General features: G+C 71.8%; 19 protein-coding genes. 14 read left to right on the top strand and 5 right to left on the bottom strand.

Annotated features, from left to right (window positions below):
- Positions 1–136 precede the first annotated feature (136 nt).
- On the top strand, positions 137–1,129 hold the full coding sequence (locus tag V7793_RS03935; RefSeq protein ID WP_335581475.1) for an NADP-dependent oxidoreductase: 993 nt from the start codon (positions 137–139) through the stop codon (positions 1,127–1,129).
- Between the two features lie 22 nt (positions 1,130–1,151).
- Here the strand turns inward: V7793_RS03935 and V7793_RS03930 are convergent, their stop codons facing one another.
- On the bottom strand, positions 1,152–1,817 hold the full coding sequence (locus V7793_RS03930) for a TetR/AcrR family transcriptional regulator (RefSeq protein ID WP_335581474.1): 666 nt from the start codon (positions 1,815–1,817) through the stop codon (positions 1,152–1,154).
- Positions 1,818–1,916: 99 nt separating this feature from the next.
- Between V7793_RS03930 and V7793_RS03925 the strand changes: the two genes are divergently transcribed.
- From V7793_RS03925 to V7793_RS03910, 4 genes are all read left to right on the top strand, one after another.
- A complete protein-coding gene (locus tag V7793_RS03925) occupies positions 1,917–2,828 on the top strand; it encodes a class I SAM-dependent methyltransferase (protein ID WP_335581473.1) in 912 nt (303 codons plus the stop codon).
- Between the two features lie 181 nt (positions 2,829–3,009).
- Entirely contained in the window at positions 3,010–3,228 is a 219-nt protein-coding gene (locus V7793_RS03920; RefSeq protein WP_335581472.1) for a lasso RiPP family leader peptide-containing protein, read from the top strand.
- Positions 3,229–3,468: 240 nt separating this feature from the next.
- Positions 3,469–5,145, top strand: coding sequence for an asparagine synthase-related protein (locus V7793_RS03915; RefSeq protein ID WP_335581471.1), 1,677 nt, complete (start codon positions 3,469–3,471; stop codon positions 5,143–5,145).
- A gap of 49 nt (positions 5,146–5,194) precedes the next feature.
- The gene (locus tag V7793_RS03910; RefSeq protein WP_335581470.1) at positions 5,195–6,598 is read left to right on the top strand and encodes an amino acid permease; all 1,404 of its coding nucleotides are present in this window, start codon (positions 5,195–5,197) and stop codon (positions 6,596–6,598) included.
- Positions 6,599–6,653: 55 nt separating this feature from the next.
- On the opposite strand, the gene V7793_RS03905 is transcribed toward V7793_RS03910, so the two are convergent.
- Entirely contained in the window at positions 6,654–7,214 is a 561-nt protein-coding gene (locus tag V7793_RS03905; RefSeq protein WP_335581469.1) for a CGNR zinc finger domain-containing protein, read from the bottom strand.
- 62 nt (positions 7,215–7,276) lie between these two features.
- Here V7793_RS03905 and V7793_RS03900 point away from each other — a divergent pair, with 62 nt between their 5' ends.
- The 3 genes from V7793_RS03900 to V7793_RS03890 all read left to right on the top strand — a co-directional run bounded on the left by V7793_RS03900 (position 7,277) and on the right by V7793_RS03890 (position 9,335).
- Entirely contained in the window at positions 7,277–7,726 is a 450-nt protein-coding gene (locus V7793_RS03900) for an MFS transporter (protein ID WP_335581468.1), read from the top strand.
- A 159-nt stretch (positions 7,727–7,885) separates the two neighbouring features.
- Positions 7,886–8,545: an MFS transporter gene (locus V7793_RS03895; protein WP_335581511.1), complete on the top strand. Its 660-nt coding sequence runs from the start codon at positions 7,886–7,888 to the stop codon at positions 8,543–8,545.
- A 31-nt stretch (positions 8,546–8,576) separates the two neighbouring features.
- Entirely contained in the window at positions 8,577–9,335 is a 759-nt protein-coding gene (locus V7793_RS03890) for an ArsR/SmtB family transcription factor (RefSeq protein WP_335581510.1), read from the top strand.
- A gap of 408 nt (positions 9,336–9,743) precedes the next feature.
- Here V7793_RS03890 and V7793_RS03885 read toward each other — a convergent pair whose 3' ends face one another.
- Together V7793_RS03885 and V7793_RS03880 are read right to left on the bottom strand one after the other, a co-directional pair.
- Positions 9,744–11,291 carry an alpha/beta hydrolase gene (locus V7793_RS03885; RefSeq protein ID WP_335581467.1) on the bottom strand — a complete coding sequence of 516 codons (1,548 nt, stop codon included), beginning with the start codon at positions 11,289–11,291 and terminating at the stop codon, positions 9,744–9,746.
- 191 nt (positions 11,292–11,482) lie between these two features.
- Positions 11,483–11,980 (bottom strand): ArsI/CadI family heavy metal resistance metalloenzyme, encoded by a 498-nt coding sequence (locus tag V7793_RS03880; protein WP_335581466.1) that lies wholly within the window; start codon positions 11,978–11,980, stop codon positions 11,483–11,485.
- A gap of 136 nt (positions 11,981–12,116) precedes the next feature.
- Between V7793_RS03880 and V7793_RS03875 the strand changes: the two genes are divergently transcribed.
- From V7793_RS03875 to V7793_RS03865, 3 genes are read left to right on the top strand one after another with little or no spacing between them, the layout of a single operon-like run.
- The gene (locus V7793_RS03875) at positions 12,117–12,512 is read left to right on the top strand and encodes an ArsR/SmtB family transcription factor (RefSeq protein WP_335581465.1); all 396 of its coding nucleotides are present in this window, start codon (positions 12,117–12,119) and stop codon (positions 12,510–12,512) included.
- Positions 12,509–13,624: an ACR3 family arsenite efflux transporter gene (gene arsB / locus V7793_RS03870; protein WP_335581464.1), complete on the top strand. Its 1,116-nt coding sequence runs from the start codon at positions 12,509–12,511 to the stop codon at positions 13,622–13,624. The genes V7793_RS03875 and arsB overlap by 4 nt, the downstream gene beginning before the upstream one ends.
- Positions 13,608–14,027, top strand: a complete 420-nt coding sequence (locus V7793_RS03865; protein ID WP_335581463.1) for an arsenate reductase ArsC — start codon at positions 13,608–13,610, stop codon at positions 14,025–14,027. Before arsB ends, V7793_RS03865 begins: the two co-directional genes overlap by 17 nt.
- A gap of 82 nt (positions 14,028–14,109) precedes the next feature.
- Here the strand turns inward: V7793_RS03865 and V7793_RS03860 are convergent, their stop codons facing one another.
- Complete coding sequence (locus tag V7793_RS03860; protein ID WP_335581462.1) at positions 14,110–15,054, bottom strand: MBL fold metallo-hydrolase; 945 nt, start codon at positions 15,052–15,054, stop codon at positions 14,110–14,112.
- Positions 15,055–15,160: 106 nt separating this feature from the next.
- Between V7793_RS03860 and V7793_RS03855 the strand changes: the two genes are divergently transcribed.
- The 3 genes from V7793_RS03855 (at position 15,161) to V7793_RS03845 (ending at position 19,146) form a co-directional block, all read left to right on the top strand.
- The gene (locus V7793_RS03855) at positions 15,161–16,111 is read left to right on the top strand and encodes an AraC family transcriptional regulator (RefSeq protein WP_335581461.1); all 951 of its coding nucleotides are present in this window, start codon (positions 15,161–15,163) and stop codon (positions 16,109–16,111) included.
- A 158-nt stretch (positions 16,112–16,269) separates the two neighbouring features.
- Complete coding sequence (locus V7793_RS03850) at positions 16,270–17,514, top strand: threonine synthase (protein WP_335581460.1); 1,245 nt, start codon at positions 16,270–16,272, stop codon at positions 17,512–17,514.
- Positions 17,515–17,949: 435 nt separating this feature from the next.
- A complete protein-coding gene (locus V7793_RS03845; protein ID WP_335581459.1) occupies positions 17,950–19,146 on the top strand; it encodes a cytochrome P450 in 1,197 nt (398 codons plus the stop codon).
- The last annotated feature ends 188 nt before the right edge of the window (positions 19,147–19,334 follow it).

Below are 19,334 nucleotides of genomic sequence, written 5' to 3'. Positions count from 1 at the left end.
CGAGGGGGCAGCCTTGGGGCGTGCCGCGCCCAGCCGTGCACCGGCACCACCCGGCACCACCGGCACCACCGGCACCACTGGCACCACTGGCACCACCGGCACGAGAACCCCGTACGCCCCTGAGAAGGAACCCTTCATGTCCCACCCCCTCACCACCCCCGCAACCATGCGCGCCGTTTCCCAGGACCGGGCCGGAGGCCCCGACGTCCTGAAGGTCGTCGAGACGGACCGCCCTGAGCCGGGCCGCGGCGAGATCCTCGTCCGTGTGCACGCGGCGGGCGTGAACCCCGCCGACTGGAAGACCCGCGAGCGCGGCGCGTTCGCCTCGGGAGCGCTGCCGCCGTTCACCCTCGGCTTCGACGTGTCCGGAGTCGTCGAAGCCGTCGGCGCGGGGGTGACGATCTTCCGGCCCGGCGACGAGGTGTTCGGGATGCCGCGCTTCCCGCACCCGGCGGGCGCGTACGCCGAGTACGTCACCGCACCGGCCCGCCACTTCGCCCCGCGCCCGCACGGCCTCGACCACATCCGGGCCGGCGCCCTGCCGCTGGCCTCGCTCACCGCGTGGCAGGCCCTGGTCGACACCGCTCGCGTACGGCCCGGGCAGCGCGTCCTGATCCACGCTGCGGCAGGCGGCGTCGGCCACTTGGCCGTGCAGATCGCCAAGGCGCTCGGCGCGTACGTCATCGCCACCGCAAGCGCCGCCAAGCACGACCTGCTGCGCACGCTCGGCGCCGACGAGGTCGTCGACTACCGCACCCAGGACGTCGCCGGCACCGTTCGCGACGTCGACGTCGTCCTCGACAGCATCGGCGGCCCCAACTGGGCGCGCTCCCTGCGCACCCTGCGCCGGGGAGGCTTGCTCGTCTCGATTCTCCCATTGGACGACACCTTCCCCACCCGCCAGGCCGAGGAAGCCGGGGTACGGGCGGTCTTCATGCTCGTCGAGCCCGACCAGCAGGGGCTGCGCGAGATCAGCGCACTGGTCGAGGACGGCCGCCTGCGGGTGATCGTCGACACGGTCCTCCCGCTCGAACAGGCGGCTCAGGCCCACAGCTTGGGCGAAACCGGCCGCACCACCGGCAAGATCGTCCTCGCCGTTGCCCACCGCCCCGCACCGCAGAAGCCGTAGCGGGGCGGCGCTCCCTCACCGCTCAGCCCTCCGCCACCCCGGTCTCCATCACCCCAGCCTCCCCCACTCCGGCATCCACCACTCCGACATCCACCACTCCGACATCCACCGCTCCGGCGATGACCGAGGTCACGAGCGTGCGGACGGCTTCGGCGTCCGGCGGAGCGGCCTTGCGGTCGGCGAACAGCAGGTGGCCGGCTCCGATCAGCGTGGGGGCGAGCGTGTCGACGTCCGCGTCGGGCGCGACGCGGCCGAGTTCGCGCTCGGCCATCAGGTACGAGGCGAGCATGGCCGTGGCTTCCGTCAGGACCGGGATGCCGGACGGGCTGGTGCGGCGCAGCCGGTCGCGGAGGTCGTCCCGGAAGGTGACGAGGGAGACGATCGCCACGGCGACCGAGCCGAACAGGTCCGTCAGCGCGCCGGTGAGGTTGCCGGCGACGGTGCCGGTACCGGCGGCGGCGCGCAGGACGGTGCCCTGGTCGTCGATGCGGGCGATGCGGTCCAGGACGAGGTCGGCGAGGAAGGCGTCGAAGTCGGCGAAGTGCCGGTGGAGGACGCCCTTGGCGCAGCCCGCCTCGGTGGTGACTGCCCGGCCGGTCAGGGCGTTCGGCCCGTCCCGTAGCAGGATGCGCTCGGCGGCGTCGAACAGCTGCTCTCGCGCGTCGCGCATGGCTACACCTGTCGGCATACCGCGATCCCTCTTTCCCTCACCTGTACCGCTTTTCCCTTTTTCCCTTGCCTGTCCCGCTCGTTGACGAGTGGGCGACCGCCCATTCATAGTGGGCGCATGCCCACTCTACCTCCGGGGCACTCGCGCCCTTCCGAGCACGAGCCCCATCAGTATCGTCAGGCAGCGGAGTCGTTCGGCTCGGACGCCGAACGCTACGACCGGGCCCGGCCCCGCTATCCCGAAGCGCTGGTGGAGCGGATCGCCGCCGCCGGGCCCGGCGTTGGCGCCCCCGATGCCTTTGATGCGATTGACGCCCTTGATGACCTAGATGTCCTCAACAACCCAGACGTCCTCGACCCCCTCGACATCCTCGACGTCGGCTGCGGCACCGGCATCGCGGCCCGGCAGTTCCAGGCGGCCGGCTGCAAAGTCACCGGGGTCGAGCCCGACGCACGGATGGCCGAACTGGCGCGCCGACGGGGGCTCGACGTCGTCGACGTAGCGACGTTCGAGGCCTGGGACCCGGCCGGGCGGCGATTCGATGCGGTCGTCTCCGGCCAGGCCTGGCACTGGATCGACCCGGTCGCAGGAGCCGCCAAGGCCGCGCAGGTGCTGCGGCCCGGCGGCCGGCTGGCAGCGTTCTGGAACGTGCCCCTGCTTCCGTCCGAGGTGGCAGAAGCCTTCGCCGCGGTCTACCAACGGGTTGCGCCCGACTCCCCGTTCGCCCTCCGGGCGACGGCGAAGCCCGCCCCGGACGGCTACCGGGCCCTGTCCGCCAAAGCCTCCGACGGAATCCGCGAAGCGGGCGGATTCGGCGCACCGGAGCAGTGGCGATTCGACTGGGAGTGGTCCTGCACGCGGGACGCGTGGCTGGACCAGATGCCCACCCACGGCGCCCTCACCGGGCTCCCCCCGGACAAGCTGGCAGAGGTGCTGGAACACGTCGGAGCCGCTATCGACGCCATGGGCGGCAGCTTCACGATGCCTTACGTGACGGTGGCGGTCACCGCGACGCGAGCCGAACCGTAGCCGCAGGATGACCCGAACCCGTGCCGGCAACGCGCCCCTCTGCGCGCCGCGTGCGCCAGCGAGCCGCCGACTCCGGAGGGTACGCGTAGATGCTCAGGCCACCCGTGGGTAGAGATGCCGACGCCGAACACCTTCAACTGCAAAACTGCAGAACTGCAGAATTACAAAAGGGAGCCCGACGATGGCGGACCTCCAAGCAGCGCGATCCGTGACCCCCGGCTTCGACAAGCCGGCGCACGAGCCGATGCACAAGCCGATGCATGAGCCGACGCCCACGCGTGAGCCGGTGTACGAGCCTCCGGCGCTGGTCGAAGTCGGGAACTTCTCCGCCCTGACACTCGGCTGGTTCGAGGGAAACGTCCTTGAGGAAGGCGGCGAAGGCCTGCGGTGGTGGAGGTAGGACCAGGACCACTCTGCGCACGCATCACTGATGCCGGAAGACGTGTGGTTCGCCGTACTGCCCGACAGCCGAGCGGCCTGCACGGCCGCCGGTGCGCTGCGCCCAGCCGCCGATCGAGTCGTTCTGCACGGCTCCGGCCGGCCGTGGCTGCTCGGATGCTGGCCTGACGGTCATGTGACAGTCGCGGGCACCGGGGCCGGTGCGGCAGCGGCACGTGTGGCGGTGATCGGGCGGTGTCCGGTGACCACGACAGGGCTTGCTTCCCGCGCGACCCACCTGGCCGAGGCGAACGGCATGGATGCGGTCGAGCGGATCGTCGGCGGGCTGGCAGGAAGCTTCCACCTGGTGGTGGCCTGGGCAGGGGGACGAGGACGGGTCCGCGGCAGCGCTTCCGCGGTCCGCCGTGTCTTTCACGCCCGGGTCGGCGGCGTGACGGTGGCATCCGACCGCTGCGACGTACTGGCCGAGGTGATCGGCGCCCCGGTGGACGAAAGGGTGCTCGCTTCCCGGCTGCTGGCAGCCGGAGCGGTTCACTCGCTGGACGGCATGAGCATCCGGCGGGGCGTCATGGCTGTGCCGCCTGACCACTGCCTGCTGATCGAGCCCGACGGCCGGGCGGTCGTGCGGCGTTGGTGGCAGGCGCCCGAACCGTCCCTCCCCCTGCAGGAAGGAGCTGCCGCGCTACGCGGCGCGTTGTCGTCCGCCGTCGACTCCTGCACCGCCGGCGGCGGCACGGTCAGCGCGGACCTGTCCGGTGGGCTGGACTCCACCAGCTTGTGCCTCCTGGCGGCCCGCGGCCCGGCCCGGCTGGTCACCGTGCACCGGGAGGCGACCGACCCCGGCAACGACGACGCCGACTGGACGCGGCGCGCCGTGGCCGCCCTGCCCGGTGCAGAGCACCAGCAGGTCGGCCGGGACCGGATCCCGCTGTGGTTCGCCGGGGTGAACGGCAGCTCGTACCCGCCGTGGGAGGAGCCGGGTACCTGGGTGCGCGACAGGGCGCGCCTGGAGGACCTCACGCAGCGGATGACCGCCGCGGGCTCCCGGCTGCACCTGACCGGCTACGGCGGCGACGAACTGTTCACACTCACCCCGCGCTACCTCCACGACCTGGTCCGCGCGCACCCGTTCAAGGCACCCGGCTGCATTCGTGCCCACCGCCTGCGGCTGCGGCAGCCGCTCGTACCGTTGCTGCGCGCACTCGCCGAGCACACCCCGTACCAGCGCTGGCTCACGCGCGCCGCCGATCGACTGACCACCCTGCCCGACGCCTCCGCCCCCATCCCTTCCCTGACATGGGGGCCGGTGCTGCGGATGCCCCCGTGGGCAACTGCGGAGGCGGTCCGATACGTACGAGAACTGCTGCAGGAGGCGAGTGAGGCACGGGCGCATGAGGCCACCCACGGCGCTGCCGAGCCCTTGGCCCGGCAGCGCGCGCAACATGCGGCGATCCTGTACGCGCGGGCCACGGGAAGCGCGGTGCGCCGCCTCGACCAGGCCACCGGGCGGGCCGGACTGCCCCTGGCCGCGCCGTGCCTGGACGATGCGGTCATGAACGCGGCCTTGTCGGTCCGCCTGCACGACCGGGTCCCGCACGGGCCCCCGCCCACGGCCGCCAAACCCGTCCTGACCGCTGCCATGCGCGGCATCGTCCCGGACCCGCTCCTGGCCCGTACCACCAAGGGCGACTACAGTGCCGACTTCTACGCCGCCCTGCGCCGCCATCGCAGCGAACTCCTGGACCTCTTCGAGGACCCCCTGCTCGCCGGCATGGGACTCATCGACCCGGCACCCTTGCGCGCAGCGCTCCTCGGCCTGCACCCCACGACCCGCATCCTCACGTCGCTGTCCCGGACGGTCGCCTGCGAGACGTGGCTCCGCGCCGGCGCCCCGGGCATTCGGCGCCGCGGTGGATGACCGTCACCCCGTCCGTGGGTTCCGGCTCTCGCCGCGAAAGGCCCCCGCCATGACCGCTTCCTCCGAGCCGGGCGCACCTGCCGCCGCCGTCACAGCAGCCCCCGCCAGCCGCCGCGGGCCGCGCCGCCCGGTCCTCTTCTTCGCCTTTTCCTTCGCCGTGATCGCCGATCCGGTGTCCTCCGTCGCGTACGCGATCGAAGCGGCGCTGCGTGCGCTGCACGGCGACCTCGCCCTGCTCCTGCCGACGATGGCCCTGGTGGTGGGCCTGGTCGTGGTCGTCACCGCGAACTACTGGCAGCTGGTGCGCCGGTTCCCGCAGGGCGGCGGGGCTGCTGCCGCGGCCGGGCGGGCGTTCGGGCCGCGGTGGACGTTCGTGCCGATCGGGGCGCTGGTCGTGGACTTCGTGCTCACCATCGGGATCTCCATCGCCGCGGCCGCAAGCGCCGTCATCGCGCTCTTCCCCGGGCTGGCGGCGTTCCGTATCCCGCTCGCGCTGCTCCTGCTGCTCGTGGTGGCGGGGCTGACGTGGTTCGGGCACGGCGGCAGGCTGCTGTTCGCCGTCATGACGCTGCTCTTCGTCCTGGTCTCCGTCGCCGTGCTCGTGCTCGGTTTCGTCTCGCCGCACACGGTCGGGGAGGCGCCGGCCGCCACCGATCCGGGCCGGTCGGCGACCCTGGCGGTCGTCCTGGCGTTTCCCGTGGCGATGGCCCTGGCCACCGGAGTCGAAGCGCCCTCGACGGCGATCGCGCAGCTCGGCCAGCTCGACGACGCCCGGCGGCGGCGCTTCGGCCGGGGCACGCTGGCCCTGCTCCTGGTCATCGTCGGCGGGCTGACGCTGGCTCTGACGTTGCTGGCCGTACGTCTGCGCATCGGCGTCCCCGGCCACGACTCGACCCAGATCGCCGAGATCGCCCGGGCCGCGGCCGGATCCGGCCGGCTGTACGGCGCGTTCCAGCTGACCAGTTCCCTGCTGCTCCTCGCGGCGGCCAGCTCGTCCTTCCAGGCCGGTCCGGGACTCTTCAAGGCGCTCGCGGGCACGGCGGAGCGGCCCGGCGTGCTGCCCGCGGCCTTCGGCCGGACCAACCGCCATCACACCCCGTACTGGGCCGTGGTCGTGCACGTGGCCGCCGCCGGGGTGATCGTCGTGGCCGCCGCCGGGAAGGAGCAGGAGCTCGTGCTGTTCTACGCGGTCGCCGTCTTCGTGAGCTTCCTCGTCGGCCTCATGGCCATGAGCCGCTTCGCCCGCACCGAAGGCAAGGCCGCCCTCGCGTGGCTGAACGGTGCGGCCGCCGGCGCCGTCGCCTTCACCCTCGCGGTGAACCTCCTCCGCGGCTGGCCGACGCTCTCCCTCACCGCCACGCTGCTCGTCGCCGGGGCGCTCCACCTCCTCTGGGTCCGGGCGGGCCGCCCCCTGGGGATCGACGACGCCGAGGCCCGCGCCGAAGCGGCTTGAGCGGTCCGAGGCCGACGCAGCGCTGCTACCTCGGCTGCCACGGTTGCCGCCACCGCTATCGCTTGCCGCGATAGCGGGAGACCTTCTGCCGGTTCCCGCACACTCCCATCGCGCACCACACGGCGGAGTGGTTGCGCGAGTGGTCGTAGAACACCCATGCGCACGCGTCACTGCGGCAGATCTTCAGCCGCTCCCAGGTGCCGTCCCGCTGGGCGTCGTGCACCCGGCTCAGCAGCAGGCCGGTGATCCGTTCGGCCGACGTGCCGACCGGCTCGAAGCCGAGCCGCCCGGCTCCGTCCGCCCTGAGGGCATAGCGCAGTCCGGCCGCCACCTCCGCCACGCACTCGACCGCGCGCGCCCTCGCTCCCGTATCGCTCCCCGTGTGCACCAGGTCGCGCAGGGCCGTACGCAGCCGGACCAGCTCCGCCAATTCCTCATCACGGATGCCGTCTTCGGCGGGCAAGCCGATGTCCCGGAGTCGGCCCGGAGCCGTGGCGGGGTCGGCCAAGGTGTCCGTTCCCCGTTCGACATGCAGGGAGTTGCAGAAGTCCTGCACGGCCTCCAGTGCGCCCGGGGCCGATGCGGGCTGCGACCGCACTCCCGACTGCTGCGGCATGACCGCCCCTCTCCAGTCCGATCGACCAGTCCGATCGATCTATTCCTGTCGATGCATTCCGATTGACACCGCGCGAGCGCGGCGGACTGTGGCGTGACGCCGACTTCCTGAAGTTCTGGGGTGTCGAGAGCCTGTCGATGTTCGGCACACAGATCTCCATGCCGGCGATCCCCCTTCTCGCCGCCACCGCCCTGGACGCCGGCCCGTTCCAGATGGGCCTGATCAACGCCGCACAGCTCCTGCCCTATCTGCTGTTCACGCTGCTCGCCGGGGCGTGGGTCGATCAGCGCCGGCGGCGGCCCGTCATGATCGGGGCCCACCTCGGCCGCGCGGCGGTACTGGCGCTGACGCCATCGTCTTCGCCGCCGCCACCCTCACCGTGTTCTTCGACCTCGCCTACCAGGCCTATCTGCCCTCCCTGGTGGGACGGGATCAACTCATCGAGGGCAACGGCAAGCTGGAGGGAAGCCGGTCCATGGCCCAGACGGGCGGCCCCGGGATCGGCGGCCTGATCGTCGGTCTGACGACCGCCCCCGCCGCCGTGCTCCTGGACGCCCTCACCTACCTCGCCTCCGCCGTCGCCCTGCTGTTCATCCGCCACCCCGAGGCGGGTCCCGCCACCCCCGCCACCGGCCCTTCCGCCACCGGCACCACCGCCACCTCCGCCACCGATCCCGGCCCGCTCCTCACCCGTATCGGAGCGGGGCTACAGCTGCTCGCCCGCCACCGCCACCTCCGCGCGATCGCCGGCGAAGCCGCCACCTACAACCTCTTCAACCAGGCGTTCTGGGCCGTCCTCGTGCTCTATCTCCCGGGAACTGCACTTCTCCGCCCTCCTCCTGGGCACGATGCTGGCGATGAGCGGAGTCGGCGCCTTCGCGGGCAGTGTGCTGGCCGGACGGCTCGCGCGCCGATGGGGGCTGGGCCGCACCATCGTGGCCACGACGGCACTCGCCTGCGCCGCACCACTGCTGATCCCGATCGCCGGCGGCAGCGGGATCGGGGCCGGCACCGGAAGCGGAGCCGGCGGAGACGGCGGACACGCCGCCGCCACGGCCGTCGTCGCGATCGCAATCGCGCTCCTGCTCAACGGCGCGGGCATGGCCATCAGCAACATCCACGTGGTGAGCCTCCGGCAGACCGTCGTACCGCCCGAACTCCTGGGACGGACCAACGCCGGCTACCGCTTCCTCGTCACCGGCACCGCCGCCCTCGGCGCGCTCCTCGGCGGCTGGCTGGGCGGAACGATCGGCCTGCGCGCCACCCTCACCGCGGCCGGACTCGCCACCCTGACGGCGCTCCTGTTCGTCGTCCGCCTGACATGCAGGTAAATGCCTGCATGATGGAGGGGTGAGCAGCGATATGGACAAGGTCTTCAAGGCCTTGGCTGACCCGACCCGCAGGTACCTGCTCGACCGGCTGCACGAGAACAACGGCCAGTCCCTGGGTGAGCTGTGCGAGAGCCTGGCGATGTCACGCCAGTCCGCCACACAGCACCTGGGCCTTCTGGAGGCCGCGAACCTCGTCAGCACCGTCAGGCGGGGCCGGGAAAAACTCCACTACCTCAACCCCGTACCGCTCCACGAGATCCAGGAGCGGTGGATCGACAAGTTCGAGCGCCCACGCCTCCGGGCACTGAGCGCGCTGAAGGAAAGAGCCGAGGCCGCCATGAGCAGCAAACCCGCGTTCGTCTACACCACCTACATCCACGCCACGCCCGAGAAGGTCTGGGAAGCCCTGACCGACGCCGGGGCGACCGCCGCCTACTGGGGCCACAGCAACGTCTCCGACTGGCAGGTCGGCTCCTCCTGGGAGCACGTCCGCACCGACGGTTCGGGCGTGGCGGACGTGGTCGGCACCGTGGTGGAGAGCGATCCGCCCAAGCGCCTCGTGACCACCTGGGCCGGCCCCGGAGAGGAGCGCCCCGACGGGCCGTCGAAGGTCACCTTCGACATCAAGGCCCTCGGCGACGTCGTCCGGCTCACCGTCACCCACGAGAACCTCCGCGACGAGGCCGAGAAGCGCCAGGCCGCAGGCGGCTGGTCGACCGTCCTGTCCAACCTCAAGACGTACCTGGAGACGGGCAGCCCCTTGCCCGTGGACCTGTGGGGCCGAGGCTGAGCCTCGACCCGCGGCACCAGGGGCGAAGGGCGAGGGGCGAGGGAGCGCGGACGCCGAATCGGGACGAGGGGTGAAACCCGTCAGCGGCCGCTGCGTTCGCTGCGTTCGCTGCGATGAGCAGGCCCCTTCGACCGGGGCTGAGGCTCGGGCAGCGCCCCTCCCTCCTCCTCCCAGTCGGCCAGACGCCTGCTCATCGCGTCCTCACGCGAAGGGGAATCCGCCTGCCCGAGCCCAGGTGACCGCTCACCTCGGGCAGCCTTCCCGGACTCGTCCTCACGCCGGCCACCGATCATGCCTTGCCTCCTGCTCATCCGAACGGGTTCGTGCCCACCCGTGTCCATCAGAGCAGCGCTTCCCCGGCCCCACGACTCCGGTTACCGCAGATGGGTGTTGCCCGAGTGCCCGCCGTCAGTCCCGGCAGGTGAGCCGTGCCGGCAGCTTGGTGCTGATCAGGTACGCGGTCTCGCGCTCCCGCGCGCAGGCGGAGTTGTAGTACGAGACGTGCCCGTTCACGTCGGTGACCAGAAGCCGGCTGCCGGCGATCTGGCCGACCAGGCGGCGGGCGCCCGGGAGCGGCGTCGCGGGGTCGTGGGTGTTGGCGGCCACGAGGATCGGCGGGGCTCCGCGGACGATGGTCGGCTGCCACGGGTTGGTGGCCTTGACGGGCCAGTCCGCGCAGGAAGCGGACATGATCCACGCCTCCGCGGCCGCGCCCGTGCGCGGGGCGACCTTGCGGGCTCGGCCCAGCCGAGCCGCGGCGTCGGCGTAGCCGGTGAACTGCGGTGGGAAGTCCAGGCAGGACACGACCGCGTACGGACTGTCCGGATTGCCGACGTAGCCTCCGCCCTCGACGATGCCGGAGGCGTCGTTGCGGCGGTCGGCGGCGGCCAGCCGCTCGGACAGCTCGACCCAGGCGTTCACGCCCATCGCGTCCTCGAGCAGGCGCATCCGCAGGAGCTGTTCGGGCAGGGCCATACGGATCCAGTCACCGTTGACGGCTGCGACCTTCGCGCCGGGCGCCGGGATCGGGGTGCGGTCGGCGCGCGCCACGACCCGGTCGTACACCGCGCCCGCGTCCTCGCCGTACAGCGCGCACGCGCTGTCCTTCGCGCACCAGGCGACGAAGCGATCGAACTCGCCCTCCATCGCGGCGGCTTCCTCGCGCAGGAAGCGGGCCGGGCCCGTGGCGTGGTCGACGGGGCCGTCCAGCACCATGGCCCGGATCCGGTGCGGGAACAACTGGGCGTAGGTCGCGCCGAGAAAGGTGCCGTAGGACACGCCGTGGTAGTTGATGCGCTCCTCGCCGAGCGCCGCGCGGAAGGCGTCCATGTCGCGGGCGACGGAGACGGTGTCGACGTTGCGGACGAGGTCGCCGTGCCGGGCCAGACAGCGCTCGCCACGGGCCCGGCTGTTCCGCTTCATCTCCTCGTACCCGCGGGGGCTCTTGGGGAACACGACCTGGCCGGGGTCGAGGACCGGGCCGCATTCCAGGGCCTGACTGCCGCCGGTCCCCCGAGGGTCGAGGCTGACGATGTCGAACCGCTCCCGCAGCGGCCCCCGGAACAGCATGTCGGCGGCGCCGTGCTGGAGCATCGTCGCCCCCTGCCCGCCGGGGCCACCGGGGTTGTAGAAGAGTGCGCCGACGCGGTGGGCCCGGTCACGCGCGGGAACCCGGGCGGCCTTGAGGTCGATCGTTCTCCCCGCCGGCTCCTTCCAATCCAGCGGAACACGTACCGTGCCGCATTGAACGGGAGCGGGGGAACCCTCGCTGCACGGCTTCCACTCCACGGGGGAGGCGGCGGCCGGTAAGGATGCGCTCGCCACCACGGTGGGCGGGGCCGAAGGAGCCGCGTACGCGGCAGGGGAGAGCGTGGTCGCCAGCAGCGCCAGGGCGGTGGCGCTCAGGGCCGCGCCGTGTCGCACGGCACGCGGCGTACGCCGGTCTTGATGGGTCATACGCCCATCCCAGCCCCGCTGCGATCTAGAGGGCAAGACCGGTTCTCCCCCGGACAGCCAATCCCGGCCACGCCCCCTTCCCGGCCGGGGTGTGGGCGGGCGGCCCGAGCGTTCACGCGGAAGGTCCGTACGTCCCGCAGACGGTGCCGATCAGCGGTTGAGGGGGGAACAGCCCGGGCCGGGGTGCAGGATCACGCGCCGCAGCCGCAGGCGACGACGGGCTCTGCTTCGGCGGCGGCTCCGCTGTCGTCGGCTGCTGCCGTGCCTGCGCAGCAGGCGTCGCCGTCACCGGTGCCCTGCAGGGGGCTCTTGCCGAGGGTGGTGGCGTCGGCCTTGACGACGTAGACCTCCCAGGGTTCGTGGCCGGGGCCGTGGACCCAGACCTTGTCCTGGAGGGCGTAGCAGCAGGAGGTGTCGTTCTCCTCGAAGGTGGCCAGGCCGGATTCCTTGAGGCGCTCGGAGGCGGCCGTGACCGCTTCCGTGCTGTCGACCTCGACGCCGAGGTGGTCCAGGCGGGTGTCCTGGCCGGGGTCGCCCTCGATGAGGACGAGCTTCAGCGGCGGCTCGGCGATGGCGAAGTTCGCGTAGCCGGGCCGGCGCTTGGCCGGTTCGACGCCGAAGAGCTTGGAGTAGAAGGTCACGGACGCTTCGAGGTCGGCGACGTTGAGGGCCAGCTGCATACGGGACATGGCGATCCTCCTAGATCCCCTTGTGTCGATCACACTGCATCGATCACACGGCATCAATCACTGGCATCGATCACCTTGTATCGATTGCCTTCGATGCAAGCTTGCGCCCTGGATCGACAGACGTCAACATAGAGGCATGTCGAATCAAGAATTCGTGGTGCTCGGGCAGGACGGCCCCGACGGCTGCTGCCCCGGCCTGCTGACCGCCCCGCTGGCCGAGGACCAGGCCGCCGAGCTGGCGAAGGTCTTCAAGGCCCTGGGCGATCCGGTCCGGCTCCGGCTGCTGTCCATGATCGCCTCCCGGGCCGGCGGCGAGGTGTGCGTCTGCGACCTCACCCCCGCGTTCGACCTGTCCCAGCCGACGATCTCCCACCACCTCAAGCTCCTGCGCGAGGCCGGGCTGATCGCCTCCGAGCGGCGCGGGACGTGGGTGTTCTACCGGCTACTGCCGGAGATGACCGACCGTCTCGCCGGGATCCTCACCCGCCCCGCCGGGCAGCCCCTGCCCGAGCCGGCCGAAGCTCTCTCGTGACCGGCGCGAGCACCGCCCCCGTGGCGGCCCGGTTGTCCTTCCTCGACCGCTACCTCGCGGTGTGGATCCTGGCCGCGATGGGCGCCGGTCTCGGCCTGGGCCGCCTCGTCCCCGGACTGGGAGACGCGCTGGCGAGGATCACCGTCACCGGCGTCTCGCTGCCAATCGCGCTCGGCCTGCTCGTGATGATGTACCCGGTGCTGGCCAAGGTCCGCTACGACCGCCTCGACACGGTCACCCGCGACCGCCGCCTCCTCATCCCGTCGCTGGTGATCAACTGGGTCGCCGGCCCGGCGGTGATGTTCGCCCTGGCCTGGCTGTTCCTGCCGGACCTGCCCGAGTACCGCACGGGCCTGATCATCGTGGGTCTCGCCCGGTGCATCGCCATGGTGATCATCTGGAACGACCTGGCCTGCGGCGACCGCGAGGCCGCCGCGGTCCTGGTCGCGCTCAACAGCGTCTTCCAGGTGATCGCGTTCTCCGCGCTCGGCTGGTTCTACCTCTCCGTCCTGCCCGGCCTGCTCGGGCTGGAGGCCACGGGGCTGGACGTATCCGTGTGGGAGATCGCCCGCTCCGTGCTGATCTTCCTCGGCATCCCGCTCGCCGCCGGCTACCTCACGCGCCGCCTGGGCGAGAAGGCCAGGGGCCGCGTCTGGTACGAGGCGAAGCTGGTCCCCCGCATCGGCCCGTTCGCCCTCTACGGGCTGCTGTTCACGATCGTCGTGCTCTTCGCCCTCCAGGGCGAGGCGATCACCTCGCGGCCCTGGGACGTCGCCCGGATCGCGCTGCCCCTGCTCGTCTACTTCGCCGTCATGTGGGCCGGATCCATGGCCCTGGGCCGCGCCGTCGGCCTGGACTACCCGCGGGCGACGACGCTGGCGTTCACCGCCGCCGGCAACAACTTCGAGCTGGCCATCGCGGTCGCCGTCGCCACCTTCGGCGCCACCTCGGGCCAGGCTCTCGCCGGAGTCGTCGGCCCCCTCATCGAGGTCCCCGTCCTCATCGGCCTCGTCCACGTCGCGCTGGCCGCCCGCCGCCGCTGCTTCCCCCACCCCGCCACCGGCCCGTCGGCCGCCGCCCCGGAAGGCTCCGCCCATGTCCGCAACCCGTAAGCCCTCGGTGCTGTTCGTCTGCGTCCACAACGCCGGGCGCTCCCAGATGGGTGCGGCCTTCCTCACCCACCTCGGCGCGGGGCGCGTCGAGGTCCGCTCCGCCGGGTCGGCCCCCGCCGCGACCGTCAACCCCGCCGTCGTCGAGGCCATGCGGGAAGTCGGCATCGACATCTCGGCCGAGACGCCCAAGGTGCTCACGACGGAAGCGGTGCAGTCGTCGGACGTGGTCATCACCATGGGCTGCGGCGACGCCTGCCCGTACTTCCCCGGCAAGCGCTACCTGGACTGGACGCTGGACGACCCGGCCGGCCAGGGCGTCGACGCGGTCCGCCCGATCCGCGACGACATCGAACAGCGCGTCCGCAACCTGCTCACCGAACTCGGCGTCCGGGCCCGCGCATGACTTCCGGCCGGGTCCCCATGCCGCACTCCGAGACCCCGCCGCCTCCCGCCTTCTTCCCCGTCCCCCTTCTGCTACGCCTTGTCTACGCCTTGTCGTAGACCGCCCACCGCTCCAGAGCGAACCCGTCGCCCTCCTTGCGGACTTCCATGGCGCCCGCGCCGCCGAGGTGCGCGGGGAGGACCAGTTCGCGCTCGGCTGCGGAGCGTTCCAGGATGCGGCGGCGGCTGGCCGCCGCCTGGTCCTCGTCGAGGCAGAAGCAGCTGTTGCAGGAGGGGTGGAGGAGCTGCACCGGGCTGTGCAGCAGGTCGCCCACGAAGACGGCCCGGTCGGTCCCGGAGGTGAGTCGTAGGACGGACGAGCCCGGTGTGTGGCCGGGTGCGGGCTCCAGCGTGAGGTGGTCGTCGATGCGGTGGGCACCTTCCCACAGCACGGCCCGGCCGGCCCTGTGGATGGGCGCGATGCTGTCCTCGTAGAGCAGCCGGTCCTCCTCCCGCAGCCCGTTCCCGTATCCGTTGTCCGGACCGTAGTGGAAGTCGTCGGCGGCCGGGATGAGGTACTCGGCGTTGGGGAAGGTCGGTGTCCACTCCCCCTCGGCGCCTGCGCTCGTGGTGTTCCAGCCGACGTGATCGACGTGGAGGTGGGTGTTGACGACAACGTCGACGTCCTCCGGGTGGATGCCCGCCTGTGCCAGCCGGCCGAGGAAGTCGCCCTGCCAGTGGTGGAAGTGCGGGGAGTCGGGCCGCTCGCGCCCGTTGCCCACGCCGGTGTCGACGAGGACGGTGCGCCCCCCGCTGCGCAGCACCCAGCTCTGCAGCGCCGATACCGCCCTGTCGGTGTGCGGCTCCCAGTGGTCCGGCGCAAGCCAGTCCTCGTTGTTCCTCCATGTCTCGGTGGTGGATCCGGGGACGAGGCCTCGGGCCGGCAGCAGCGGGCCCTGCCACTCCACTACCCGGATGACCTCGACGTCCCCGAGCACCAGGCTCTGAACATCCTGCACGTTTTCGCTCTGCGCATCCTCGCTCTTCATATCCCCGACCCTAGGAAGAGGCATCTGAGCTTCTCAATGATTGTTCTGCTCGCCTGGATACGTCAGCGTCTCAAGCCTGATGGCCCTCGGCGATACCCTGACAGCCATGGACGTGGTCAGCGACGCACTCTCCGCCATGCGCCTCGGGCGCCCCTTCTCCGACCGGGTACGGGCGAGCGGGAGCTGGTGCGTACGCATGCCGTCGTACGACGGGGCCGGGTTCCACGTCGTTCTTGAGGGCTCCTGCTGGCTGCTGGCCGACGGAGGCTCCCCCGTCCGCCTCGGCGCGGGTGACGCGGTGCTGCTCCCGCACGGTACGGGCCATGTGCTCGCCGATTTCGCGCTCGACGCGGGTGCCGTGGAGAAGGCGGTGCCGTTCGAGCAGTGGCGTGACGAGCCCGCGGCGCAGGACAGCACCGGCCGAGGCGATGGCGACAGCGACGTGGAGATGCTATGCGGGAAGTACCGGCTCGACCGCAGCCGCATGCACCCGCTGATGGCGGAACTGCCGAAGGTCGTCCACCTGCCGAACCGCGTGGGCAGCCCGGGCAGCCATCCCGAACTCCGCGCCGCCATCGCCCTGCTGGGCGGCGAGCTGGACGCACGGCGGCCCGGTGCGTACACGGCTCTGCCGAGCCTCCTCGACCTCCTCCTCGTCTACATGATCCGCTCCTGGATGGCCGAGAGCACGACCGGAGCCTGGCCCGGCGCGCTGAACGACGACGTGACGGCCGCCGCCCTGCGCGCACTGCACGCGGACCCGGCCGCGCCGTGGACCAACGAGCGCCTGGCCGCCGCGGCGGGCGTCTCCCGGCCCACGCTGGCCCGCCGGTTCACCGCCGTCGTCGGCCGCCCGCCGATGGCGTACCTGACGTGGTGGCGCCTGACCTTCGCCGCCACCCTGCTCCGCGACACCCCGGATACGCTCACCGCCGTCGCCCGCCGCGTCGGCTACGGAAGTCCGTACGCGCTCTCGCACGCCTTCAACAGGGAGTTCGGGACGACGCCGGGGCGATACCGGGCACAGGCACGGGCCCGGCTACAAGGCAGTCATTGAACTCCGCCATGCCGTCATCGCGGAACAGGTGGTGAGCGAAGGAGTGCCACCCTCGCGGCGCTGCGGGCGGATGCTCCACTCATTGTGCGGCATCTTCGCAAACCCGTTGCCCGACTTGTCCCCTGCCCTGCCGGACGACGGCTTCTAGACTCCCGGCCATGACCACGTCGATGACTGCAGGAGATTCGCTCGCCACCGGCCAACGATCCCTGGGGGACCCGGAGGTCCGCCACCCGCTGTGGCCGCCGCTGGTCGCGGGGTGCCCCACCACGAGCACCGACACGATCGCCCACCCGCTCGAGGTGGACTACGCGTACGACAAGGTGAGTTCGGCACTGCTCACCGGCGCCGGCTCCGGCACCGCCCCCGGCGCCGGTCACAACCGGTGGGCCCCGCTGCTGCCCCCGCTGCTCGCGCCCGGTCTCGGGGAAGGCGGCACCCCGCTGATCGGCATCGGGGACGGTGTCTTCGTCAAGGACGAATCCCGCAACCCCACATGGAGTCACAAGGACCGGCTCAACCGGGTCACCACCAGCGCCGCCGTCGGCGTCGGGGCGAGCGGCATCGTCGTCGCCTCCTCCGGAAATCACGGCGCGTCCGCCGCCGCGTACGCGGCGCGTGCCGGGCTGCGCTGCGTCGTGCTCGCGTCCGCGGACATGCCGCCCGCGGTCGCTTCCTTCCTGAACGCCTACGGGGCGGTGGTCCTGCCCGTGCCCGCTGCCGACCGCTGGCCGCTGATGCGGCTCATTGTCGACCGCACGGGCCTGCACCCGGTCAGCAACCTCGCGGTGACCCACACCGGTCACCCCTTCGGCGCCGAGGGCTACAAGACCGTCGCGTACGAGATCTTCGCCGACCTCGGCGTCCCCTCGGCGGTGTTCGTGCCCACCGGCTACGGAGAACTGCTCTTCGGCGTCTGGAAGGGGTTCACGGAACTGCACCGGCTCGGCCTGGCGGAGAGCATCCCGCGCATCCACGCCTGCGAGCCCGCCCTCGGCGGCCCGCTCCACGCCGCCCTGCGCCAAGGGGTCCCGGCCGCCCGGGTCGACGTCGGCGACTCTGACGCGTACGGCATCGACTGCGCGGTCGGCAGCATCCGGGGCGTACTGGCCGTGCGCGGCAGCGGCGGCAGCTCGCTGCTGGTCAGCGACGAGCAGATGCGGGCCGCCCAGGCGGAGCTGGCCGGCCACGGCCTGTGGGCGGAGCTCTCGGCCGCCGCGGGGCTGGCCGGCCTGCGCAGTGCGGGGCAGGAGGTGGAGCGGGAAGGGCCGGTCGTCTGCATCTCCACGTCCAGCGGCTTCAAGGACCGCGGCGTGGGCGCGTCGCCGGAGCTCGCCGCTCCCGTCGATCCCTCCTGGGACGAGGTGTCCCGGCGGTTGCGCGCTGCTGGAATCCGTGACTGACGAGGTGCGCCGGAGCGGCCGGGGCCCTTGGTCGCGGATTCCGCTGTGAGCAGCCTCCTCGCCCGAGGAGAAGGAAGGCTGGCAGCGTACGAGAACGGGGCGGAGCAGGACGAAGCGGAGGCGGGCATGGGGCTGTTCCGGAAGAAGTCCGGGTCGGATCCGGGTCGTAAGCGCGGTAAGAAACAGGGCAGGGGAAAGGGAAAGGGCGCAGCAGGCGCAGCGACGCACGCGTCGCACGACGGCGCCCAAGGGGAACCGACTGAAACCGGCGGGGCACGCACGAACAAGTAGTGCAGGTTTATGTATGCACCGATGGCGTGCGTGCCCGAGTGTCTGAATTGCACGCTCGGCAAAAGAGATACGCGCGCGTCACTCCTGCCGGATGTGTAGGGCGGGGGAATCCGCGGGCAGCCATGACGGAGAGGAGGATGTGACATGGAGTGTCCGCGGCTGTACGACGTCACCGATCTACCGGCACTGGAATTCGATCCCTTTCTCTGGGAATCGCTGAAAGACGCCCCGGTTTCCCGGATCCGGCTCCCGCACGGCGACGGGGACTGCTGGCTCGTGACCCGGCACGCCGACGTGCGGTTCGTCACCTCGGACCGGCGGTTCAGCCGGGACATCATCGGGCGGTCCATCCCGAAGATGACCAAGCACTTCATCCCGCTCGACAGGGCCGTCAGCTTCGTGGACCCGCCCGATCACGCACGGGTACGCGCGGTGGTGGCGCCCGCGTTCACCCAGCGCCGCATGGACCAGCTGCGCCCTCGGGCCCAGGCCGTCCTCGACCGCCTGGTCGACGGATTGCTCGAAGCCGGTCCGCCCGCCGACGTCATTCGCCACGTCACCTCGCCGTTCCCCCTGGCGGTGATCAGTGAGCTGCTCGGCATCCCGGCCGCCGACCGTACCCGCGTGCGCGACTGGGCCCGGACCCTGCTGTCGAGGGCGTCGGACCACGCGGCGGCCGAGCGCGCAAGGCAGGTGCAGCAAGCGGCCAGGGCGTACTTCCGCGAACTGGCCGCCCTGCGCCGGGCCGAGCCCCGGGACGACCTGATGAGCACGATGGTGGCGGCCGTCGACGAAGGCCGCATCGACGAGGAGGAGCTCCTCGCGCTGGCCACCCTCATGGGGCTCAACGGCTGGCACGCCGTCCGCAACAACGCCTCCAACATGGTGTACACGCTGCTCACCGAGAAGGGGCTGATGGACAGGCTGCAGTCCGAACCCGCGCTGGTGCCGCAGGCGGTGGAGGAGTTGCTGCGGTGGATCCCGCACAAGCACGGGGTAGGGCAGCCCCGGATCGCCACCGAGGACGTCGAAGTGGGCGGCGTCCTGGTCCGTCAGGGGGAGTTCGTCTACGTCTCCTACGTCGCGGCCAACTGGGACGAGCAGGTCTACCCCGATCCCGGCCGCATCGACGTGGACCGCCAGGGCCCGCCGCACGTCGCCTTCGGGCACGGGCCGCACTTCTGCGTGGGCCCCATGCTCGCCCGCATGGAGTCGGAGCTGCTGCTGGCCACCCTGGCCCGCCGCCTGCCCACCATGCGGTTGGCCACGCCGCGGACAGAGGTGCGGTGGCAGACCGAGGTGCTGATCCGGGGGCCGGTGGACCTGCCGGTCACTTGGTGAGCGGGCGTTCCCGGAGGCCCCCATGGCCCGGAAGCCTTCCGGGGCCTTCCGGAAGGCCCCGGAAGGCTCCGGCGGGTCCCTGCAGCCATTGCAGCGCCTGCAATCCCTGCAGCACCCCTGGATAGCATCGCTGCATGACACACGCATCATTGCGCCGTTCCATAGCGCCGGCAGCGGCCCTGACCCTG

It is taken from the genome of Streptomyces sp. KLMMK (genome assembly GCF_036961605.1).
Taxonomy (GTDB): domain Bacteria; phylum Actinomycetota; class Actinomycetes; order Streptomycetales; family Streptomycetaceae; genus Streptomyces; species Streptomyces telluris.
The sequence above is the reverse complement of the archived record's forward strand: the minus strand, read 5'-3'. Positions and strand labels throughout refer to the sequence as shown.